Origin of the sequence: Streptomyces sp. SID11385 (assembly GCF_010548245.1) — a bacterium.
Lineage (GTDB): Bacteria > Actinomycetota > Actinomycetes > Streptomycetales > Streptomycetaceae > Streptomyces.
The window spans coordinates 1-15,976 of sequence record NZ_JAAGLR010000048.1; the positions used below are offsets into that span (position 1 = coordinate 1).

At 71.4% G+C, this 15,976-nt stretch carries 14 protein-coding genes and 5 tRNA genes; 4 read left to right on the plus strand and 15 right to left on the minus strand.

Annotation, left to right across the window (positions count from 1 at the left end; all coding sequences use genetic code 11):
* Positions 1-174: 174 nt before the first annotated feature.
* From G3I42_RS02055 to G3I42_RS02065, 3 genes are all read right to left on the minus strand, one after another.
* Positions 175-1,344 (minus strand): D-alanine--D-alanine ligase family protein, encoded by a 1,170-nt coding sequence (locus G3I42_RS02055; RefSeq protein WP_164282143.1) that lies wholly within the window; start codon positions 1,342-1,344, stop codon positions 175-177.
* 271 nt (positions 1,345-1,615) lie between these two features.
* A complete protein-coding gene (locus G3I42_RS02060; RefSeq protein ID WP_164282144.1) occupies positions 1,616-2,647 on the minus strand; it encodes an NAD(P)H-dependent glycerol-3-phosphate dehydrogenase in 1,032 nt (343 codons plus the stop codon).
* A complete protein-coding gene (locus tag G3I42_RS02065) occupies positions 2,644-3,534 on the minus strand; it encodes a lysophospholipid acyltransferase family protein (protein ID WP_164282145.1) in 891 nt (296 codons plus the stop codon). The genes G3I42_RS02060 and G3I42_RS02065 overlap by 4 nt, the downstream gene beginning before the upstream one ends.
* 210 nt (positions 3,535-3,744) lie before the next feature.
* Here G3I42_RS02065 and cofC point away from each other — a divergent pair, with 210 nt between their 5' ends.
* Positions 3,745-4,434, plus strand: coding sequence for a 2-phospho-L-lactate guanylyltransferase (gene cofC / locus G3I42_RS02070; protein ID WP_203606247.1), 690 nt, complete (start codon positions 3,745-3,747; stop codon positions 4,432-4,434).
* Between the two features lie 109 nt (positions 4,435-4,543).
* Positions 4,544-4,747, plus strand: coding sequence for a hypothetical protein (locus tag G3I42_RS02075; protein ID WP_164282146.1), 204 nt, complete (start codon positions 4,544-4,546; stop codon positions 4,745-4,747).
* A 201-nt stretch (positions 4,748-4,948) separates the two neighbouring features.
* Here G3I42_RS02075 and G3I42_RS02080 read toward each other — a convergent pair whose 3' ends face one another.
* From G3I42_RS02080 to leuC, 4 genes are all read right to left on the minus strand, one after another.
* Positions 4,949-5,569, minus strand: coding sequence for an HU family DNA-binding protein (locus tag G3I42_RS02080; RefSeq protein ID WP_164282147.1), 621 nt, complete (start codon positions 5,567-5,569; stop codon positions 4,949-4,951).
* A gap of 153 nt (positions 5,570-5,722) precedes the next feature.
* Positions 5,723-5,950, minus strand: a complete 228-nt coding sequence (locus G3I42_RS02085) for a hypothetical protein (RefSeq protein ID WP_164282148.1) — start codon at positions 5,948-5,950, stop codon at positions 5,723-5,725.
* Between the two features lie 360 nt (positions 5,951-6,310).
* Positions 6,311-6,904, minus strand: coding sequence for a 3-isopropylmalate dehydratase small subunit (gene leuD / locus G3I42_RS02090; protein WP_164282149.1), 594 nt, complete (start codon positions 6,902-6,904; stop codon positions 6,311-6,313).
* Between the two features lie 6 nt (positions 6,905-6,910).
* Positions 6,911-8,332, minus strand: a complete 1,422-nt coding sequence (gene leuC, locus G3I42_RS02095; RefSeq protein ID WP_164282150.1) for a 3-isopropylmalate dehydratase large subunit — start codon at positions 8,330-8,332, stop codon at positions 6,911-6,913.
* 177 nt (positions 8,333-8,509) lie between these two features.
* Between leuC and ndgR the strand changes: the two genes are divergently transcribed.
* Positions 8,510-9,229 carry an IclR family transcriptional regulator NdgR gene (gene ndgR / locus G3I42_RS02100; protein WP_007821702.1) on the plus strand — a complete coding sequence of 240 codons (720 nt, stop codon included), beginning with the start codon at positions 8,510-8,512 and terminating at the stop codon, positions 9,227-9,229.
* Between the two features lie 204 nt (positions 9,230-9,433).
* On the opposite strand, the gene G3I42_RS02105 is transcribed toward ndgR, so the two are convergent.
* The 8 genes from G3I42_RS02105 to G3I42_RS02140 form a co-directional block, all read right to left on the minus strand.
* Positions 9,434-9,506, minus strand: a tRNA-Glu gene (locus G3I42_RS02105).
* A gap of 21 nt (positions 9,507-9,527) precedes the next feature.
* Positions 9,528-9,599, minus strand: a tRNA-Gln gene (locus G3I42_RS02110).
* 11 nt (positions 9,600-9,610) lie between these two features.
* Positions 9,611-9,683, minus strand: a tRNA-Glu gene (locus G3I42_RS02115).
* 64 nt (positions 9,684-9,747) lie between these two features.
* Positions 9,748-9,820, minus strand: a tRNA-Glu gene (locus G3I42_RS02120).
* Positions 9,821-9,841: 21 nt separating this feature from the next.
* Positions 9,842-9,913: transfer RNA gene (locus G3I42_RS02125), tRNA-Gln, on the minus strand.
* Between the two features lie 82 nt (positions 9,914-9,995).
* Positions 9,996-10,736, minus strand: coding sequence for an HAD family hydrolase (locus G3I42_RS02130; protein ID WP_164282151.1), 741 nt, complete (start codon positions 10,734-10,736; stop codon positions 9,996-9,998).
* Between the two features lie 137 nt (positions 10,737-10,873).
* Positions 10,874-12,349, minus strand: a complete 1,476-nt coding sequence (gltX, locus tag G3I42_RS02135; RefSeq protein WP_164282152.1) for a glutamate--tRNA ligase — start codon at positions 12,347-12,349, stop codon at positions 10,874-10,876.
* The gene (locus tag G3I42_RS02140) at positions 12,342-13,118 is read right to left on the minus strand and encodes a fumarylacetoacetate hydrolase family protein (RefSeq protein ID WP_164282153.1); all 777 of its coding nucleotides are present in this window, start codon (positions 13,116-13,118) and stop codon (positions 12,342-12,344) included. The genes gltX and G3I42_RS02140 overlap by 8 nt, the downstream gene beginning before the upstream one ends.
* Positions 13,119-13,742: 624 nt before the next feature.
* On the opposite strand from G3I42_RS02140, the gene G3I42_RS02145 reads away from it, so the two are divergent.
* Positions 13,743-15,976: nitrate- and nitrite sensing domain-containing protein (locus tag G3I42_RS02145; RefSeq protein ID WP_164282154.1), on the plus strand; the 2,234-nt coding region annotated here is incomplete at its 3' end.

A 15,976-nucleotide genomic window follows, 5' to 3' on the forward strand; every position in this document is an offset into this window, starting at 1 on the left:
ACGCCACGTCGCCCGCGCCCCGGACGCCACGCCACGTCGCCCGCGCCGCCCGCATCACCGCAGGTCACACGCGACGTCGCATATGCCACGTCGCGTCCGTCACCACGCACACCGCGACGCCACCCGCAACGCCCCGCCGCGCCCCGCAACGCCCCGCCCGATCGCGCCCCGCGCCTACCGCAACCCCGTCGACCGCCGCAGCGCCGCCTGGATGAGCCGGTCCACGAGTTCGGCGTAGCCGACGCCGCTCTTCTCCCACATCTGCGGGTACATCGAGATGGGCGTGAAGCCGGGCATGGTGTTGATCTCGTTGATGACGAAGCCGTCATCGGTGAGGAAGAAGTCGGCGCGCACGAGGCCCTCGCAGGAGGTCGCCTCGAAGGCCGCGACGGCGAGGCGCTGGATCTCGGCCGTCTCCTCGGGCGTGAGCGGGGCGGGCACGAGGCCCGAGGCGGAGTCGATGTACTTCGCCTCGAAGTCGTAGTAGGCGTGGTCGGTGACCGGCGGGATCTCGGCCGGGAGGCTGGCGCGCGGCCCCTCCTCGAACTCCAGGACCCCGCACTCGATCTCGCGCCCCTGGACGAGCGCCTCGATCAGGAACTTCGGGTCGTGGCGCCGCGCCTCCTCGATCGCCTCGTCGAGGTCGTCGAAGCCGTCGACCTTGCTGATGCCGACGGAGGAGCCGCCGCGCGCGGGCTTCACGAAGAGCGGCCAGCCGTGGTCCCCGGCGAAGTCGGCGATGCGGCGGCGCGCGCCGTCGGGGTCCTGCTCCCACTCGCGCGGGCGGATCACGAGGTACGGGCCGACCGCGAGCCCGAACGACGTGAAGATCCGCTTCATGTACTCCTTGTCCTGCCCGACCGCGGAGGCGAGCACCCCGGCGCCGACGTAGGGCGTCCCGGAGAGTTCCAGGAGGCCCTGGAGCGTCCCGTCCTCGCCGTAGGGCCCGTGGAGCATCGGGAAGACGACGTCGACCTCGCCGAGGGCCTTGGGGACCGAGCCCGGCTCGGTGTAGACGACCTCGCGCACGGAGGGGTCGAAGGGCAGGACGACGCTGCCCTCCAGGGACTCCGCGAGGCTCTCGACGGTGGGCATCGCGCGGTCGGCGATGGCCATGCGGGCCGGTTCGTCGACGGCGAGGGCCCAACGGCCCTCGCTGGTGATGCCGATCGGCAGCACGTCGTACTTTTCCCGGTCGATGGCACCGAGCACGGCGCCGGCGGTGACGACGGAGACTCCGTGCTCGGAGCTTCGCCCACCGAAGACGACGGCGACCCGCGGCTTGCGCGGCTCCCCCCCTTCGACGGGGGGAACAGGGCTCTGGGGGAGGTTCTGGCTGCTCATATCGCGATGAGGGTACCTGCTGCCCCCCGCCCCGTCAGCGCCCGGAGCCCGGCTTGTCGCCCACCCTCACCACCCGGCCGAACCGTCACCTGGGATTCCGCCCGCACCCGCCACCGATACGGCCCTTCCGGCGATACGGCCCTTCCGGCGTCCGAAGAGCGGGGCGTGGGGCGGAGCCCCGCCCGTCACAGCCCGAGCCCCGCCATGCGCAGCCGGGCCCCCGGCCACACCGCGCCCCACCGACCGACTCGGGCGACCCCGGCCCCGCCCCCTACCCCCGTTCGGACTTCGCGCTCCGCGACATGAGTTCCTCCAGCGCCACGAGCGGCGACTTCCCCTCGTGCACGATGCTCACCACCGTCTCGGTGAGCGGCATGTCGATCCCGTGCCGGCGCCCCAGAGCGAGGACGGATTCGCAGGACTTGACGCCCTCGGCGGTCTGGTTGGTGACGGCGATGGTCTCGGCGAGGCTCATGCCGCGCCCGAGATTCGTGCCGAAGGTGTGGTTGCGCGAGAGCGGCGAGGAGCACGTCGCGACGAGGTCGCCGAGCCCCGCGAGGCCGGAGAAGGTCATCGGGTCCGCGCCCATCGCGAGGCCGAGCCGCGTCGTCTCGGCGAGCCCGCGCGTGATGAGCGAGCCCTTGGTGTTGTCGCCGAGCCCCATGCCGTCGGCGATGCCGACCGCGAGCCCGATGACGTTCTTGACCGCGCCGCCCAGTTCGCAGCCGACCACGTCGGTGTTGGTGTAGGGCCGGAAGTACGGGGTGAGGCAGGCGTGCTGGATGCGCCGGGCGACGCTCTCGTCGCGGCAGGCGACGACGGCGGCGGCGGGCTGCCGCGCGGCGATCTCGCCCGCGAGGTTCGGTCCGGTGACGACGGCGACACGTTCCTGCGGCGCCTTCGTGACGTCCTCGATGACCTCGCTCATGCGCATCGTGGAGCCGAGTTCGACGCCCTTCATGAGCGAGACGAGCACGCTCTCGCGCCCGAACGACGGCGCCCAGGCGGTGAGGTTCTCGCGCAGCGTCTGCGAGGGGACCACGAAGAAGATGTGCTCCGCGCCGTCCGCGGCCTCGGCGGGGTCGCTCGTGGCACGTACCCGCTCCGGCAGGACCGTGCCCGGCAGATAGCCGGGGTTGGTGCGCGTCGTGTTGATCGCCTCCGCGACGTCGGGGCGCCTGGCCCACATCGTCACGTCGTTCCCGGCGTCGCCGAGGATCATGGCGAAGGCGGTGCCCCAGGAACCGCTGCCGAAGACGGCGGCCTTGGCGGGACGGTCGTTGCGGCCGGGCTGGCCTGTCACGTGGTGTGCTCCCCTGTCGCGTGCGTCGTGCTCTCGTCGCGCGGACGCGTCGCGTCCGCGGCGTGCGGACGGCTTTCGCCCGCCTCGCGCGGACCGTTCCCGTCCGCGTCCCGCTCCTGGGCCGCGCCGTCCGGACCGCCGGCACGCTTGGCCGCGGCCCGACGACGCTGTTCTATCCGGGCCCTGCGCGGATCGTAGATCTCCGCGGGCGCCTTCTCGCCCCGCAACTCCTCCAGGAGGCCCGTGACGGCGCGCATCAGCACCTCCGTGACCTCGCGCAGGAGTTCGGGCGTCGGCTCCTTGCCGTAGTACGCGGAGAGGTCGACGGGCGCCCCGGCGCGCACCTGGAGCGTCTTGCGGGGCAGCAGCCGCAGCTTCTTCTCCTTCGCGTACGGCGGCATCGCGAGGTTGGCGCCCCACTGCGCGACGGGGATCACGGGGCAGCGCGTCGCCAACGCGACGCGCGCCGCACCGGTCTTGCCGCTCATCGGCCACTGCGCGGGATCGCGCGTGAGGGTGCCCTCGGGGTAGAAGGCGACGCACTCGCCCTTCTCGATGGCCAGTACGGCGCCCCGGAAGGCGTCCATCGCGTCGGTCGTCTCGCGGTAGACGGGGATCTGCTGGGTGCCGCGCATCATGGCGCCGACGACGCCGTGCTTGAAAAGGCCGTCCTTCGCGAGAAAACGCGGCAGCCGCCCGGTGTTGTACTGGAAGTGCGCGTACGACAACGGGTCGATGTACGAATTGTGGTTGACGACGGTGATGAATCCGCCGTCCTCGGGCATGTGCTCCGCTCCGCGCCATTCCCGCTTGAAGAAGACCAGCAACAGCGGCTTGAGCACCGCCGCGGCAAAGCGATACCAAAAGCCGATTTTACGGCGGGACACGCGTGCACCTTCCTGTTCGGCCCGGCCCGGGCCAAAGATCACGTACTGCGCCTGGCAGGCCGCACAAGTGTGGACCCGCCTCCCCCGTCTGTCGAGAACACGGTACGCCCGCGCACTCCCCCGCGGCCGGTTCGCGCGCCCCCCTCCGCGCCGTCCGTACCGCCGTACCGCCCCCTGCCCGCGCGGCGTCCACGGGCGACAATGGCGCCGATGAACACTCCCGCCGGACCCGCCGCGACCCCACCATGGACCCTGGTCGTCCCGGTGAAGCCCCTCTCCCTGGCCAAGTCCCGGCTCGCCGGGCCGCTCTCGGCGCCGAGCCGTCGCCGCCTCGCGCTCGCCTTCGCGCAGGACACCGTGGCGGCCGCGCTCGCGTGTCCCGAGGTACGGGGTGTGGTGGTCGTCACGGACGACGCGCGGGGCGGCGCCGCCCTCGCCGCGCTCGGCGCGCGTGTGGTCCCCGACACTCCGGGGGCCGGCCTCAACGCCGCCCTCGCGCACGGGGCGAGCGCGGCCAGGCGCGGCACCGCGCGCGGCGCCGTCGCCGCTCTCAACGCGGATCTGCCCGCGCTGCGCCCGGCGGAACTGTCCGTCGTGCTGCGCGCCGCCGTGCATTTCCCGCGTTCTTTTCTTCCCGATGCCGCGGAAATCGGCACGACATTTCTCGCCGCGCTTTCCGGTACGGAATTGAGCCCCCTTTTCGGCGGGCACTCCCGCAGCCGCCACCGGGCCTCGGGCGCGGTGGAACTCACGCCGCGCGCCGTCGCCTCGGTGCGGCAGGACGTGGACACGGTCGCCGATCTGCGCGCGGCACTCGCGCTGGGCGTCGGCCCGCACACCCGCCACGTCGCCGCCGCGCTGCCCGCGCGCGAACACGTCGCGGGCCCCGCGGGCACGTAAACCCCCCGCGGCCCGTAGACCCCGCGCGGCACGTAGACCCCGCCGGTACGCGGCCACCGCGCGGCCTCCCCCCGCCCCGCCGAGCCCCCGGCCCCGTTAAGGTCCCCCCATGCAGGCAACGGCGTACACCTACGATCCCTCGGACCACAGCGGCAGCGTGCTGCTCGACGACGGCACCCCGGTGCCCTTCGACGGCGCCGCGTTCCTCGCGGGCGGGCTGCGGCTGCTGCGCCCCGGGCAGCGCGTACGGATCGAGACCGAGGGCGAAGCGGCGGCGCGCCGCGTCACGTTGGTGACGTTGCAGACCTTCTGAGCGCCCCTCGGCGGCACACCCCGGCACGCCCCGGGACCCGCCCCCGGACACGCCGCGGGCCGGGCTCCCCGAGGAGCCCGGCCCGACGCGTGGGTGCCGCGTCCCTCCGGTGGGCCGGAGGTCCGGCCGCGGCCGTGACGTCACTGCGCCCGGTGCGGGAGAAAGAGCGTCACCGCCGAAGGTGCACGACGTGCGGGAAAGTCACTTCTTGCGCGCCGTCGCCTTCTTGGCGGTCGTCGTACGCGCCGTGCTCTTCTTGGCCGGGGCCTTCTTCGCGGTGGCCTTCTTCGCGGGCGCCGTGGTCTTCTTCGCCGTCGCGGAGGTGCCCGTCGCCTTCTTCGCCGCCGGGGTGGCCTTCTTGGTGGTGGCCTTCTTCGCCGTCGCGGTGGTCTTCTTCGCCGGAGCGGCGGCCGTGGTGGCCTTCTTGGCGGCCGTCGCCTTCTTCGCCGTGGCCTTCTTCGCCGCCGCCTTGGCGGTGGTCTTGGTGCCGCCGGTGAGGCTGCCCTTGGGGGCCTTCTTCACCGCGACGTCGTTCTTCGGAAGCTTCTTGGTCCCCGCGACGAGGTCCTTGAAGCCCTGGCCCGCGCGGAAGCGCGGTACCGAGGTCTTCTTCACGCGGACCCGCTCCCCGGTCTGGGGGTTGCGGGCGTACCGGGCCGGACGGTCGACCTTCTCGAACGAGCCGAACCCGGTGACGGAGACCCGGTCACCGGCGACGGTGGCCCGGACGATGGCGTCCAGGACCACGTCCACGGCGTCGGCGGCGTTCTGCCGCCCGCCGAGCTTGTCGGCAATCGCTTCCACGAGCTGCGCCTTGTTCACGTCTTCCCCTTCGGAGACATTGCCAGAACGAATCTGTTCAAGCTTTTTCGCACGCTAGGCGGATATATACCGCAAATCAAACACGAAACGGGCTAATCACCCTTGTGCCGCAACACCCACTGGACCCGGGAGAGTCCCGCTCCACGGCTGGATTCAGCCGCCACCGGGATAGCGTCCCTCGTCGATGTCCTTCAACAACCGGTCCAGGCGTGCCGCCGCACCTGCGAGATCGTGTTTGGCCGCGGCCGTAATGACCAGCAGCTTCCGGGTCAGCGCCATCCGTACGCTCTCCGGGACTTGCAGTGTGCGCACCCTTGTATGTGCTTCTTTGAGTCGGTCGGCGACCGCGCCGTAAAGCTGGAGTTGGCCGTCGCTTTCCATGCCTCGATTGTGCCATCTGGCCTGAGTTGTCGCCTGCGCAGGGGGTAACTACCGTCTGGGAGCGCCTCGTCGGCGGCCAGGGGAAGTGCAGGCAGAGGCCATAATCGCAGGTCTTCTACCTTGCGGGGCAAGGGAGTTGACACCACCCGTTCGGCGGCGCCCCGGGCGCGTCGCCGCCCGGCACAACACTGCGCCGACCGAGGGTTTTTGGCCAAGGCTCCGCGAGCCGGTCGGCCGCCGCCGCACACGACCGTGCCCCCGGTCGTCGTACGACCAGGGGCACAGAGCGGGCTGGGATGAGCGGCCGGTTCACACCGCCCGGCGCGGCCGGTTCACACCATCCGGCGGCCGGGCCTCACCTCACACGGGCAGCGTGCGCGGCTTGAAGGCGGGGCGGCGCGCCTCGTACGCCGCGATCGAGTCGTCCTCGCGCAGCGTGATGCTGATGTCGTCGAGTCCGTTGAGCAGCCGCCAGCGGGAGTTCTCGTCCAGCTCGAAGTCCGCGGTGACGCCCTCGGCGCGCACCTGGCGCTCCTGGAGGTCGACCGTGATCTCGGCCCGCGGGTCCTTCTCGACCAGTTCCTGGAGCGCTTCGACGACCTTCTGGTCGAGGACGACCGTCAGGAGACCGTTCTTCAGCGAGTTGCCGCGGAAGATGTCGGCGAAGCGCGAGGAGATGACGGTCTTGAAGCCGTAGTTCTGGAGCGCCCAGACGGCGTGCTCGCGCGAGGAGCCGGTACCGAAGTCCGGGCCCGCGACGAGGACGGTGGCCCCGGCGCGCTCCGGTTTGTTCAGGACGAACTCCGGGTCTTTGCGCCAGGCCTCGAAGAGGCCGTCCTCGAAGCCGTCGCGCGTGACCTTCTTGAGCCAGTGCGCGGGGATGATCTGGTCCGTGTCGACGTTGGAGCGCCGCAGCGGGACGGCGCGGCCGGTGTGGACGGTGAAGGCTTCCATGGTGGTTCAGACTCCCGAGGGCGCGGTGGCGGTGAGGTCGGCGGGCGAGCCGAGGCGGCCCAGGACCGCCGTGGCGGCGGCCACCTTGGGCGAGACGAGGTGGGTGCGGCCCCCCTTGCCCTGCCGGCCCTCGAAGTTGCGGTTGGAGGTGGACGCGGAGCGCTCGCCGGGGGCGAGCTGGTCCGGGTTCATGCCCAGGCACATCGAGCAGCCGGCGTGCCGCCACTCGGCCCCGGCCTCGGTGAAGACCTTGTCGAGGCCCTCCTCGACGGCCTGGAGCGCGACCCGTACGGAGCCGGGGACGACCAGCATGCGGACGTCGTCGGCGACCGCGCGACCGCGCAGCACGTCGGCGGCGGCGCGCAGGTCCTCGATGCGGCCGTTGGTGCACGAGCCGACGAAGACGGTGTCGACGGGGATCTCGCGCAGCGGCTGCCCGGCGGCGAGGCCCATGTACTCCAGGGCCTTCTCGGCGGCGAGGCGCGCGGAGGGGTCCTCGAAGCTCGCCGGGTCGGGGACGTGCGCCGAGAGCGGCGCGCCCTGGCCCGGGTTGGTGCCCCAGGTGACGAAGGGGGCGAGCGCGGAGCCGTCGATGACGACCTCGGCGTCGAAGACCGCGTCGTCGTCGGTGCGCAGCGTCTTCCAGTAGGCGACCGCGTCCTCCCACTCGGGGCCCTGCGGCGCGTGCGGGCGGTCCTTGAGGTAGGCGAACGTCGTCTCGTCGGGCGCGATCATGCCCGCGCGGGCACCGGCCTCGATCGACATGTTGCAGATGGTCATCCGGGATTCCATCGAGAGCTTCTCGATGGCGCTGCCCCGGTACTCCAGGATGTAGCCCTGGCCGCCGCCCGTGCCGATCTTCGCGATGACAGCGAGGATCAGGTCCTTCGCCGTGACGTCGGCGGGCAGTTCGCCCTCGACGGTGATGGCCATCGTCTTGGGGCGCGCGAGCGGCAGCGTCTGGGTGGCGAGCACGTGCTCGACCTGCGAGGTGCCGATGCCGAAGGCGAGGGCGCCGAAGGCGCCGTGCGTCGAGGTGTGCGAGTCGCCGCAGACGACGGTGGTGCCGGGCTGGGTGAGGCCGAGCTGCGGGCCCACGACGTGGACGACGCCCTGCTCGACGTCGCCGAGCGGGTGCAGCCGTACGCCGAAGTCCGCGCAGTTCTTGCGCAGCGTCTCCAGCTGGGCGCGCGAGACCGGGTCCGCGATGGGCTTGTCGATGTCGAGGGTTGGGGTGTTGTGGTCCTCGGTCGCGATGGTGAGGTCGAGACGCCTCACCTGCCGGCCGTTCTGGCGGAGGCCGTCGAACGCCTGCGGGCTGGTGACCTCGTGCAGCAGGTGCAAGTCGATGTAGAGGAGGTCGGGCTCGCCCTCCGCGCGCCGGACGACGTGGTCGTCCCAGACCTTCTCCGCGAGTGTCCTACCCATCGCTTTCCCTTCGGCCGGCGGCGATGCCTGGCCCAACTAGGAGGTGAGTACCCGGCCGTCCCCTCGTGGGTGGCGGCGGTCCTGGGCCCGGTGGTCCTCGGGCCCGCTCCTACAGAGTGGCAACTTCCGGTGGAAATTGAACTTGCGTTTCACAGAGTGAGACGCGAATATCGTTGCATGGACAACTCTAGCGGCGTCGGCGTACTCGACAAGGCTGCTCTCGTTCTGAGCGCCCTCGAGTCCGGTCCGGCCACTCTCGCCTCCCTGGTCGGCGCGACAGGGCTCGCCCGGCCCACGGCACACCGCCTCGCCGTGGCACTGGAGCACCACCGCATGGTGGCGCGGGACATGCAGGGCCGGTTCATCCTCGGCCCCCGCCTCTCGGAACTCGCCGCCGCGGCCGGCGAGGACCGGCTGCTCGCCACGGCGGGCCCGGTGCTCACGCACCTGCGCGATGTGACGGGCGAGAGCGCGCAGCTCTACCGCAGGCAGGGCGACACCCGCATCTGCGTCGCGGCGGCGGAACGGCTGTCCGGACTGCGGGACACGGTGCCCGTCGGTTCGACCCTGACGATGAAGGCGGGTTCCTCGGCGCAGATCCTGCTCGCCTGGGAGGAGCCGGAGCGCCTGCACCGCGGCCTCCAGGGCGCGCGTTTCACCGCGACCGCGCTCTCGGGGGTACGGCGCAGGGGCTGGGCCCAGTCGATCGGCGAGCGCGAGCCGGGCGTGGCCTCGGTCTCGGCGCCGGTACGGGGTCCCTCGAACCGTGTCGTCGCCGCCGTCTCGGTCTCCGGGCCGATCGAGCGCCTCACGCGCCACCCGGGCCGGATGCACGCCCAGGCCATCATCGACGCCGCGGCCCGCCTCTCCGAGGCGCTGCGCCGCAACGGTGGCTGAACCGTCCGCACCCGCACGCGGCACCTGTACCGCAGCACCCGTACCGCACGCACCATCCCCGTACCCCGCCGGTACGGGCGGGACGCCGACGAAGCCGCCCCGCCCGTCCGGACAAGCGCCACCGCGTGCGTACCGCGCGGAGCGAAAAGCCCGCGCACAGCAAGAAGCCCCCCATCCGCGCGGGATGGAGGGCTTTTCGAGAAGTACCCCCGACCGGATTCGAACCGGCGCTACTGCCGTGAGAGGGCAGCGTGCTAGGCCGCTACACAACGGGGGCGAGATCACCTGAAGCGATCAGCTGGGCTACCAGGACTCGAACCTAAACTAACGGAACCAGAAACCGTCGTGCTGCCAATTACACCATAGCCCAAGGAACTTCCGTACCCCCGACCGGATTCGAACCGGCGCTACTGCCGTGAGAGGGCAGCGTGCTAGGCCGCTACACAACGGGGGCTTTTGGCGATCCTGCGTCTCGGGGACATCGGGTGCGACCCGGTTGTCCCCGCGGGAAGGATCTGTACCCCCGACCGGATTCGAACCGGCGCTACTGCCGTGAGAGGGCAGCGTGCTAGGCCGCTACACAACGGGGGCGAGATCACTCGAAGTGATCAGCTGGGCTACCAGGACTCGAACCTAGACTAACGGAACCAGAAACCGTCGTGCTGCCAATTACACCATAGCCCATTGATACGCAAGCCCTGGGGCCCGGTATCCGCTTCGCGCTTTCTTTCGGGCGTTCATCCCGTCCGGCGGCGCAGGAAGAACATTACCCGAAGGTCGACGGCGCTCCAAAACGGGTATCCGCGAGCAGCCCCGGCAGCTCGGCGAGCCCGCCGATGCGGTGCACGCCCTCGGGGACCTCCTCGCGCGCGCGGCGCCCGGCGCGGTCGAGCCAGACCCCGACGAGCCCCGCGTCGACCGCGCCACGTGCGTCGATCCAGGGTTCGTCGCCCACGTACGCGATCTCGGCCGGCGCGAGGCCGAGGGCGCGCGCGGCGGCGCGGAAGGCGCCCGGGTCGGGCTTGGCGACGCCGAGTTCGGCGGCGCACAGCAGGGTCTCGAAGCGGTCGCCGAGGCCGAGGGCGCCGAGCTTGGGCCCCTGCACGGTGACGGAGGAATTGGAGAGGACGCCGTGGCGGTGGCTCGCCGCGAGGGCGTCGAGGGCGGGCAGGACGTCCGCGAAGAGCGTCCAGGCGGCCTCGTAGTGCCCGAAGTACGCCTCGAACCACGCGTCGGCCTCCGCGTCGCCGAGCGGGGCCGCGAGGAAGTCCCGTACGCGGTCCCTGCGCTGCTCCAGGAAGCCGACGCCGCCCTGGGCGAAGCGCCCCCAGTGGTGCCGGGTCAGGGTCCGCCAGCGCGCGAGCGCCGCCTCCGGGCCGCCGAAGCGCTCCAGGAGGCCCTCGGCGCGCAGGTGCGCCGCGAGACCGGCGGTGTCGGCGCCCGTGTAGTCGAAGAGGGTGTCGTCCACGTCCCACAGGACGGCCTTGACCTCGGTGTTCGCTGCCACCCCGCCGAGGATAGGCGCCCAGCCGCGCGGACGCCCGAGGGGCGGGCGCCGGAAGGTGGTTCCGGCGCCCGCCCCTCGGGACGCGCGTCTCACGCGGGGCGGCACGCCGGCCCTCGCCGGGCGTGCCGCCCGCTCGTTCAGGCGGCGAGCTTCGCCAGCGCCGCGTCGATGCGCCGAAGCGTCTTCTCGCGGCCCAGGACCTCCAGGGACTCGAAGAGCGGGAGGCCGATGGTGCGCCCGGTGACCGCGACGCGGACCGGGGCCTGCGCCTTGCCGAGCTTGAGGCCGTGCTCGGTGCCGGCCTCCAGGACCGCCTCCTTGAGCGCCTCCGCCTTCCAGTCGGCCTCGGCGATCTTGGCGCGGGCCGTGGCCAGGAGGGCGTCGGAGCCTTCCTTCATCGCCTTGTTCCAGGAGGTCTCGTCGGTCGCGGGCTCGTCGAGGAAGAGGAAGTCGACGTTGGCCGTGATGTCCGAGAGGACCGTGAGGCGGGTCTGCGCGAGCGGCGCGAGGGCGGCGAAGCCTGCCGGGTCGAAGGCCTCCGGGGCCCAGTTCGCGAAGGGGGCCTTGAGCCAGGGCTCGCAGCGCGCGGTGAAGTCCTCGACCGAGAGCATCCGGATGTGATCGCCGTTGATCGACTCGGCCTTCTTCAGGTCGAATCGTGCCGGGTTGGCGTTCACATCGGGGATGTCGAACTTCTGGACCATCTGGTCGAGCGTGAAGATGTCCTCGTCGGCCGAGAAGGACCAGCCGAGCAGCGAGAGGTAGTTGAGCAGGCCCTCGGGGAGGAAGCCGCGCTCGCGGTAGAGGTTGAGGCTCGCCTGCGGGTCGCGCTTGGAGAGCTTCTTGTTGCCCTCGCCCATGACGTAGGGGAGGTGCCCGAAGGCGGGGATCTCCTTGGCGAGGTCCAGTTCGATGAGCGCCTCGTACAGGGCGATCTGCCGGGGCGTGGAGGAGAGCAGGTCCTCGCCGCGCAGGACGTGGGTGATCTCCATCAGGGCGTCGTCGACCGGGTTGACGAGCGTGTAGAGCGGGGCGCCGTTGGCGCGGACGATGCCGTAGTCCGGCACGTTCTCGGGCGCGAAGGTCAGTTCGCCGCGCACGAGGTCGGTGAAGGTGATCGTCTTGTCCGGCATCCGGAAGCGGACGATGGGCTTGCGGCCCTCGGCCTCGTAGGCGGCGACCTGCTCGGCGCTCAGGTCGCGGCAGTGGCCGTCGTAGCCGGAGGGGCGCCCCGCGGCGCGCGCGGCCTCGCGGCGCGCGTCCAGCTCCTCGGTCGTGCAGTAGCAGCGGTAGGCGTGCCCGGACTCCTCCAGGCGGCGCGCGACGTCGCGGTAGACGTCCATGCGCTGCGACTGGCGGTACGGGGCGTGCGGGCCGCCGACCTCGGGGCCCTCGTCCCAGTCGAGGCCGAGCCAGCGCAGGGAGTCGAGGAGCGCCTCGTAGGACTCCTCGGAGTCGCGGGCCGCGTCGGTGTCCTCGACGCGGAAGACCAGGGTGCCCTGGTGGTGCCGCGCGAAGGCCCAGTTGAACAGGGCGGTGCGGACGAGACCGACGTGGGGGTTGCCGGTCGGGGAGGGACAGAAACGTACGCGGACGGTGCCGTCGTTAGCCACGCTTGATCACCTTGTTGGTGAGAGTGCCGATGCCTTCGATGTGGACGGCGACCTCGTCGCCGACGCTGAGCGGGCCGACCCCTGCCGGGGTGCCCGTGAGGATGACGTCGCCCGGGAGCAGGGTCATGGCCTCGGTGACGTGGACGACGAGGTCCTCGACCGAGCGCAGCATGTCGCTCGTGCGCCCGAGCTGGCGTTGCTCGCCGTTGACGGTGCACTGGAGCGTGAGGTCGGCCGGGTCGAGGTCCGTCTCGATCCAGGGGCCGAGCGGGCAGGCGCCGTCGAAGCCCTTGGCGCGGGCCCACTGCTGCTCGCGGCGCTGGGCGTCGCGGGCGGTGACGTCGTTGGCACAGGTGTAGCCGAGGATCACGTCCTTGGCGCGGGCGCGGGGCACCTCGCGGCACATGCGGCCGATCACGACGGCGAGTTCCGCCTCGTACGACAGCTCCTCGGTGAAGGAGGGGTACGGGATGGGGTCGCCGGGGCCGCTCACGGAGGTGGAGGGCTTGAAGAAGGTGACCGGGTACTCGGGGACCTCGTTGCCCATCTCCTTGGCGTGGTCCGCGTAGTTGCGGCCCACGGCCACGACCTTGCTGGGCAGCGTGGGCGGCAGGAGGCGGACCTTGTCCAGGGGGACCTTGGTGCCGGACAGCTCGAACTCGGCGAACGGAATGCCCTTGATGATGTCGAGGACGAGCCCGTCCGGGCCCTCGCCCTCGACGGCTCCGAAGGCCACATTGCCGTCGATGGAGAATCTGGCGATGCGCACGGCTGGCGGGTGCCCCTCTGTCGTTCGTTCCGGGTCGTGGGTTTCCGGCTGGCCGCAGCGCGGGTATGACCGCCGGTAACGGGGGCAGACGCGACGCGGAGAACCGCTTCCCCAGGCTAACGCGTACGAGCCCCCTCCCCCTCCACCACAACCGGCACACGACCTCCCCATGTGAGTTTGCTCACGAGTGCCGCGCGAAACCGGGGCATTTCACCCTGCCCTCGCACGGCGGGGAATCGGTCATCGGGGTACGGACTCAGGCATTCCACCCGCCGCCCACCACGCGCGGGCAGGGGCGGGGCAGGGTCGGCGCATGCGGGATCGGACCCGTATGCCCGTAATGTTCAAGATCGTTTCGCACTCCTCGTGATGCGCCCGGCACACGCCGTCACAGGCTTCGGCGAGGGTTCTCCGGACCTTGTTGGAGATCCCCGGCTGTGCTGGAATTCCCGGGACCGCCGCGGGTTTCGGCCGGCACGCGAGGGCGCAACGCAGCGCCGAGCGGCGGTCAAGGGGAGACGCGCCGGTCACGACGACCACCCGGGGGTTCACGGACCTCCACGACTCGACACCGTCCCGAGCGCCACGGCGCGAGGGGCGCCTGGTCCAGAGGTTGCGACGCTAGTGCAGGGACGTTTCAAGAGGGATGGCAGTGCTCCGGCCGAGCCGGAGCCGAACGGCGCGACCGACCGCGGCGCCGCTGCCCCGCACGCACCGCAGCAGGGGCTGAGCACCGCGGGCCAGGAGGAGCAGGCACCCGAGGGCGGCGAGGCCGCGCGCGACAAGGGCGACAAGCCGGGGAAGGCCGACAAGGCCGAGAAGAAGCCCAAGGCGAAGGCGAAGGCGGGCCCGAGCGGGCCCGGCTCGCGAATAGCCCTGCGCAACTGGCGCATCTCGACCCGTCTGGTCTCGCTCCTGGTGCTCCCGGTGGCGGCGGCGACCACCCTCGGTGGCATCCGCATCAGCGACTCCCTCGACGACATCCAGCAGCTCGACAACATGAAGCTGCTCACCGACATGACGAAGCAGGCCACCGAGCTGGCGGCCGCGCTCCAGGACGAGCGCGACCAGTCGGCCGGGCCGCTCTCGCACAAGGTCAAGGCGACCGACTACTCGGTCGCGAGCTGGCGCCAGAAGACGGACCGCCAGGTCGCCACGTTCCTTCAGAACACGAAGGACATCACCGGCAACAACGAGCTGAACGGCGTCCGCAGCAACCTCGACGCCATCACCAAGCGCGTCGCCCAGCTCAAGGCGATCCGCCGCGACGCCTACGCCGACGACGCCTCCATCACGCAGACCGTCGACGCCTACAGCCAGCTCATCGACCAGCTCCTCAGCCTCTCCCAGGAGATGGCGCAGGCGACGTCGAACCCCGAGATGGTCCAGCGCACCCGCGCGCTCGCCGCGTTCTCCTCCGCGAAGGAGTACGCCTCCATCCAGCGCGCCGTGCTCGCCGCCGCGCTGCCGCCGAACAAGAAGGACTTCGGCAAGCTCTCCGAGACCGATCGCCGGTACGCCCTCAACGCGCTGAGCAACGAGGACGACGAGATCAACCAGTTCAAGGAGATCTACGGCGCCTACTCGGGCGACCCGGAGGACCTGCTCAAGCCGATCGACCCGGACGAGCAGCCCACCATCAAGAGCGCGCGCGACTTCGCCCAGGGCTCGCTGAGCACCCAGGGCGGCATGGAGCTGCGCGCCAAGCGGTCCTACCGGGACTGGACGGACTCCGCGTCCGAAGAGATCAACCAGATGAAGACCATCGAGCTGACGCTGCTCGGCCAGATGGAACAGAAGGCGCGTGAGCTGCGGCAGAGCGCCGAGCGCGACGCCATCATCAACGGTGCCCTGATCATCCTCGTCCTGGGCGTCTCGCTCGTCGGCGCCTTCGTCGTCTCGCGGTCCATGATCCGTTCGCTGCGGCGCCTCCAGGACACCGCGACGAAGGTCGCCCAGGAGCGGCTGCCCGAACTCGTCGGCCAGCTCTCCGAGTCGGACCCGCAGGACGTCGACCTCTCGGTGGAGTCCGTCGGTGTCCACTCGCGCGACGAGATCGGGCGCGTGGCCACGGCCTTCGACGACGTGCACCGCGAGGCGGTCCGCCTCGCCGCCGAACAGGCCATGCTGCGCGGCAACGTCAACGCGATGTTCACCAACCTCTCGCGCCGCAGCCAGGGCCTCATCCAGCGTCAGCTCTCGCTCATCTCCGAACTGGAGTCCCGCGAGGCCGACCCGGACCAGCTCTCCTCGCTCTTCAAGCTCGACCACCTCGCGACCCGTATGCGCCGTAACGGTGAGAACCTCCTCGTCCTCGCGGGCGAGGAGCCGGGCCGCCGCTGGACGCGCCCGGTGCCGCTCGTCGACGTGCTGCGCGCCGCGGCCTCCGAGGTGGAGCAGTACGAGCGCATCGAACTCTCCGCCGTGCCCTCGACCGAGGTGGCCGGACGCGTCGTCAACGACCTCGTCCACCTGCTCGCCGAGCTCCTGGAGAACGCGACGTCGTTCTCCTCGCCGCAGACCAAGGTCAAGGTGACCGGCCACGCGCTGCCCGACGGGCGGGTGCTCGTCGAGATCCACGACACCGGCATCGGCCTCTCGCCCGAGGACCTCGCGGCGATCAACGAGCGCCTCGCGGCGCCTCCGACCGTGGACGTCTCGGTCTCGCGCCGCATGGGTCTCTTCGTGGTCGGCCGCCTCTCGCAGCGCCACGGCATCCGTATCCAGCTCCGCCCCTCCGACTCCGGCGGCACGACGGCACTCGTCATGCTGCCCGTCGACGTCGCGCAGGGCGGGCGCAAGGCCCCCGGCAAGCCCGGCGCGCCCAGCGGCCAGGGCGGCCCCGCCGCCGCGCAGGC